The following is a 4,799-nucleotide window of genomic DNA, read 5'->3' on the forward strand; positions in this document are numbered from 1 at the left end:
ATCAGCAGGTCATCCTAAAAGTGGCCGGTCGTTCGGCGATCCGGCCGTGGATAAATTACACGGCGAAAAACACCTGCCCGACGCCGGGCAGATGCGCATTGGTCGAACCCATCACGTCGTGTTAGCAACGAGCGATCCAAGACGATGCGTCTCTCATTTCCCGCTCGTTGCTTAGGGAAACTTCTCGCTGACGCCGTCGGGCCGACGCCAGCGAGTACTTGGACGCGTATCGGTAAAACCAACAGGCCGAGGCATGTTACTGCTTCAACGCCATTCGCTCGACTTGCATGGTCTCGTCACCGACGGTTACCTGTCGGGCGATCAGCACCGACCGATCCTTGACCTTGATCGCCGGCCCGGTGACGGTCACCTCACTGCCGGATTTCATGTCCAGTTTCAGTCGATCTTTGGGGCCCAAGTCGACAAGCAATTTTTTCCCTTGGTCGGTTTTCAGTTTCGCGAGTTGGTGCGTGTTGCCACGAATCTTGGCGGTCATCATGTCATCAACCTTCCCGGTGAACTTTCGACCGCTGCGGTCGATCGACTGTTGCTGCCCGTCCAGGGTCGCGGTGCTGGCCATGAGCACCGATTTGTCGCCCACCTTAAACATGGCGCCTTTGACTTGGATCTCGTCGCCCTGTTTCATTTCCGCGTCGAATTGATCGGCCGGCCCCAGATCAACCAACAGGTTGTCGCTTTGCTTGCTCTCGCCGATCGCGACGACGAGGTTCGTCCCCCGAGGCGTCTTGACCTTCTTGACCGACTGGATGACGCCCTGCCGCTCGACGACGCGTGAACTCTGGGTCTTTTGATCGTTCCGCGATTTCATCTCGGTCTCTCGATTCTGAGCGGAATCGGAGTTCGAGAATGCGGTGAAGTTGTGGAATTCATAGACACCGTCGCGGTCTTTGTCTGCGTATTCAGCGACCGCATCCATCACGCCATCGGCATCGTAGTCGTAGTACGTGGCGAAGTAGTCGTGATAACCGTCGTTGTCGTAGTCGCCTGCGTCCGAGTAGTCGCTGTCGTAGTAGTCAAAGAACCAGTTGTCGTCATCGTCGCCGTCGCTAAAGAAACCGAAATTGAAATCATTCGAGGCGGTGTCGTTGTCGCGGTCTGTGCTGTTCAACGCATCGGGCGTGTCGTACAGTTCGTCATCCCAGCGTCCGATCGCTTCATCGGTCGGGTTGTAATCGTTGCCGTCGAACCATTCGCTGACGTCCCACCAAGCATCTTCTTCGTAGTACTGGTTGTGATGTCCGAATGGTTCATCGGCCTGGATGGTCGGAATTTGACCAGCGATGGGGATCATCGCGCCGAGAGCAGCGGCGAGCACCCATCGTCGTCGCTCACGCGAGTCGTTGGAATCGTTTCGTTGCGTGTTCGTCTTCATGGTTGTCTACCTTTTGGTTGAGTCGCTGAATCGGCGATCGTCGAAACGTCCGCCCTGCGCCCGAGTGACGCTGTTGAGAAGAAGTGTTGCAAGGGGCGCGCCAAAAATCGGCGAAACAGCAAGCCGACAGTGAATGTCGGTCGTGTCATCGGCCGAAGACTGGGTTGGGCTTCAACCCGCTTCCGGACGGCGGATCTCTTCGACCACTCGTACCGCGTTGCTCTCCGGCTGGATACCGTTCCCATAGCGGACGGCATACACCTGAGTGGCCTCGGCGCCCAGCAGCACGATCATCGACGAATAATAAACCCAGACCAAAATCACTGCGAGCGATGCCGCCGCCGCCCCTAGCTCTGCCCCCGGCTCGCTGTACGAGAAATAGAACTGCATCGCATATCGGCCCGCCAGAAACAGCACCGTCGTGATCGCTGCGCCGGCAGTCACATTGCGCCACTGGACCACGGCGTCGGGCATGAACTTGAAGATTGCTGCAAACACGATAAACACCACCGCGGCCTGGACCAGGTAGTTGATGATTGCAGCGACTCCCACGTCGACGCCCAGGATTGAACCCAGTTGTTCTCCCGCGTTGGAGAGCACCGAGGAAACGACGATGGAAACCAGCAGCAGAAAGCCGAGCGCCAGAATCATTGCCAACGAGATGATTCGTTTGATCAAGATCGTCAGAATGCTGGAGGTGTCCGGGTCGGGTTTCACCTGCCAGACTCGATTCAGTGAATCTTGCAACGCCCCGACGACGCCGGTTGCCCCGACGATGATGCCCGCAAAGCTGATCAAGGACTTCCACCACGTCCCGCCGGAGGCACGGTTGTTCTGCAGGATCGTGGTGATCCCCTCTGCTGCCGATTCGTTGCCGAGCATTTCCGTGGCTTGATCTTCCAACACCGCCTGTGCCCGCTGCTTGGCATTTTCGGATTCATACGCAAGCGACAATCCGAACGTCAGCACGGTCAACAACAGAAACAGCAACGGCGGAAGCGCAAAGGCGGTGTAGTAGGCAAGCGCCGCTGCCATGGTCGTACAGCGGTCGTTAATAAACTCTTCGAAGGTTTGTTTCAGAAAGTCCATCGTCGTGGTGCCGGTGGAGCGACCCCGGATTCAGTTTTCAGTGAGGCGGATGTGCCGGGAACGGGGCAAATTCCATGCCAGCATTGTTCAGCCAATTGCTCAGCCAATTGCTCAGCCAATTGTTCAGCGACACGTTCGCTTCGCAATCGTGGCCTTTACAGTTGCCAAGACAGACGCGTCTGCCGCGGGCCTCCGGCCGCTCGTGCCTGACGTTCCGCCGTCGTCATTCAAGGCGGCTCGGCCCCCTCGGGCCTTGTTCGGTCACGCTTTGTCTTGACCGCACGGGCAATCAGCCAACACGCCAGCGCCCAGACCAATCCGGCTGCCCAGCCGGCCAAGACATCGGTGGGATAGTGAACACCCATGTAAACCCGACTGATTCCGACCAACACCGTTAACAGGACCGCGACGGCGAGCGTGTAGAACCGCAACCAAAAGTGCCGCAGTACCGGAGCGATCAGCGCCGCGAGGGTCAGATAGACAAGTGCCGCCATCATTGAATGTCCGCTGGGGAAGCTACTGGTGTAGACGTGCGACAGATGGGGGACAAAGTCGGGGCGTGGACGAGCAAACAGCGACTTCATCCACAAACTCACGCCCATTCCGCTCAACGTCGACACCACCAAAACGACCATGGTCCGATAAGCGCGATTGATCGCCAGAAACCCGGCCGCTGATACAACGGCGATCAACATGACCGATATTCCGCCAAGCGCCGTCAAATCGCGTCCCGCTTCCTCCATCCAGGTCGGTCCGACCGGATCGGAGACATCCGCGGAATCTCTCAGACTAAGCACCACCCAACGGTCAATCGAATCGGTACTCCCCTCCAAGACTTCGTCCGTCAGTTCGATAAAACCCCATGCCGCCAGTACGACGACCAGCAGTCCTAGCAGCACAATCGGTTCACGGTCACGGAAGAAGCGGACCAGGCGGAGGAGGTGTGGATGGAATTTGCGATTTCGGAAGGTCTTCATGCTCGATGTTCCTTCGCAAGTCGCATGCCGATCAGTCGGGGGACCTGTCTCGTGCTGTCGGCGCTAGACGGCGGTCTCGGCGAGACGTCGAAATGGCACGGCATCTGCATGAGTGTCACCGAAGAATCCTTTCACCTCACTTCAAAACTGATCATAAGACAATGACCAATACCATCAATATCCAGACCGTCCATGGCGTCACTCACCCGTTTGTCGCAGGCCCTCCGCTGATCGAAGATGCCGACGAGACCTCGATCGAAAGGTATCGCGAGGAAACAGCCAAACGTCTTAAGCGGAGCATCGAGGCGGCCCGAGCCGAGCAAACGTCAGATTCTTCGCAGGATTGAACAACGGATGGCAGCCATCACGAACCATCTGCTCCACGACGAGTGGACTGGATCGGCTTTGCTGGAGCTGGACTACCACGTGATCTGGAATGACGGATCGGGGAGAGCGGCTCAAATCGACCAGCTTCGCCAACTACTGTCTTGTTTTGCAACGCGATGGACAAAAATCCGTCGCGAGTTGGATTTGCCACAAGCGATCATCGATTCGCGTTGCCGCACCGTCGTCGCCGCCGGCGGCGATGGTACTGTCAATGCGGTTGTGAACGCTTTGATGGAAGTCGATGCCCGGTCACGTCCCAGTCTGTCGATCATTCCACTGGGGACGGCCAACGACTTTGCAGGCACGCTCGCGATTTCGGATGAGGTCGACGAAGCGGTCCAGCAAATGCGCCAAAGCGAGCCGCTGAGCATCGACATCGTGCAGGTGCACGCCGATGGGTTTCAGCAGTACTTTGCAAACGTAGCAGCCGGCGGGAATTGCGTGAGAGTGTCGGAATTGATGACCGACGAAATCAAACAACGCTGGGGCGCGATGAGCTACATTCGGGGGGCTGTGTCCGTATTGGCGGACATGATCAGCTATCGGGTTCAAGTCGACATCGACGGCGAGCAGTTGGAACTTGATAGCTGGGCAATCCTGGTCGCCAACGGCCGTACCAACGCAGGACGGATCGAAGTCGCTCCCTGGGCGTCACCGACCGATGGATTGTTAGACATCGTCTTGATCAAAGATGGTACGGTCGCCGACATGGCCGAGATTGTGACACGCAATCTGACCGGAACATTCGGGGAGTGTGATCAGGTGATTCATCGACAAGCCAAGCGTCTGGAGCTGCGATCCAGTCCGTCGATGCGTTTCACACTCGACGGAGAAATCGTCAACGCGGAACCGATCCGGTTTTGTGTCGAGCCGGCGCCGATCAAAATGTTTGTCGGCAGGCAGTTTCAATCCCATGTCGAGCGGGCCGAACTCGGTTAGGAAACGATCGTCCC

Annotated in this window: 5 protein-coding genes; 2 read left to right on the forward strand and 3 right to left on the reverse strand. The window is 57.5% G+C overall.

Annotation, left to right across the window (positions count from 1 at the left end):
- Positions 1-256: 256 nt before the first annotated feature.
- From ABX749_RS22310 to ABX749_RS22320, 3 genes are all read right to left on the reverse strand, one after another.
- Positions 257-1,393: a hypothetical protein gene (locus ABX749_RS22310; RefSeq protein ID WP_372897927.1), complete on the reverse strand. Its 1,137-nt coding sequence runs from the start codon at positions 1,391-1,393 to the stop codon at positions 257-259.
- A gap of 171 nt (positions 1,394-1,564) precedes the next feature.
- A complete protein-coding gene (locus ABX749_RS22315; RefSeq protein ID WP_372897928.1) occupies positions 1,565-2,482 on the reverse strand; it encodes a YihY/virulence factor BrkB family protein in 918 nt (305 codons plus the stop codon).
- A 227-nt stretch (positions 2,483-2,709) separates the two neighbouring features.
- Positions 2,710-3,459, reverse strand: coding sequence for a phosphatase PAP2 family protein (locus ABX749_RS22320; RefSeq protein WP_372897929.1), 750 nt, complete (start codon positions 3,457-3,459; stop codon positions 2,710-2,712).
- 161 nt (positions 3,460-3,620) lie between these two features.
- On the opposite strand from ABX749_RS22320, the gene ABX749_RS22325 reads away from it, so the two are divergent.
- Positions 3,621-3,806, forward strand: coding sequence for a hypothetical protein (locus ABX749_RS22325; RefSeq protein ID WP_145217340.1), 186 nt, complete (start codon positions 3,621-3,623; stop codon positions 3,804-3,806).
- A 7-nt stretch (positions 3,807-3,813) separates the two neighbouring features.
- Complete coding sequence (locus ABX749_RS22330; protein ID WP_372897930.1) at positions 3,814-4,785, forward strand: diacylglycerol kinase family protein; 972 nt, start codon at positions 3,814-3,816, stop codon at positions 4,783-4,785.
- The last annotated feature ends 14 nt before the right edge of the window (positions 4,786-4,799 follow it).

The organism is Stieleria sp. (genome assembly GCF_041595215.1).
In the GTDB taxonomy this organism is placed as follows: Bacteria; Planctomycetota; Planctomycetia; order Pirellulales; family Pirellulaceae; genus Stieleria; species Stieleria magnilauensis.

What these genes read in the sequence shown, in the direction of transcription:
- ABX749_RS22310 (WP_372897927.1), bottom strand. Translation starts at nt 1,393, where the DNA reads ATGAAGACGAACACGCAACGAAACGATTCCAACGACTCGCGTGAGCGA.
- ABX749_RS22315 (WP_372897928.1), bottom strand. Translation starts at nt 2,482, where the DNA reads ATGGACTTTCTGAAACAAACCTTCGAAGAGTTTATTAACGACCGCTGT.
- ABX749_RS22320 (WP_372897929.1), bottom strand. Translation starts at nt 3,459, where the DNA reads ATGAAGACCTTCCGAAATCGCAAATTCCATCCACACCTCCTCCGCCTG.
- ABX749_RS22325 (WP_145217340.1), top strand. Translation starts at nt 3,621, where the DNA reads ATGACCAATACCATCAATATCCAGACCGTCCATGGCGTCACTCACCCG.
- ABX749_RS22330 (WP_372897930.1), top strand. Translation starts at nt 3,814, where the DNA reads ATGGCAGCCATCACGAACCATCTGCTCCACGACGAGTGGACTGGATCG.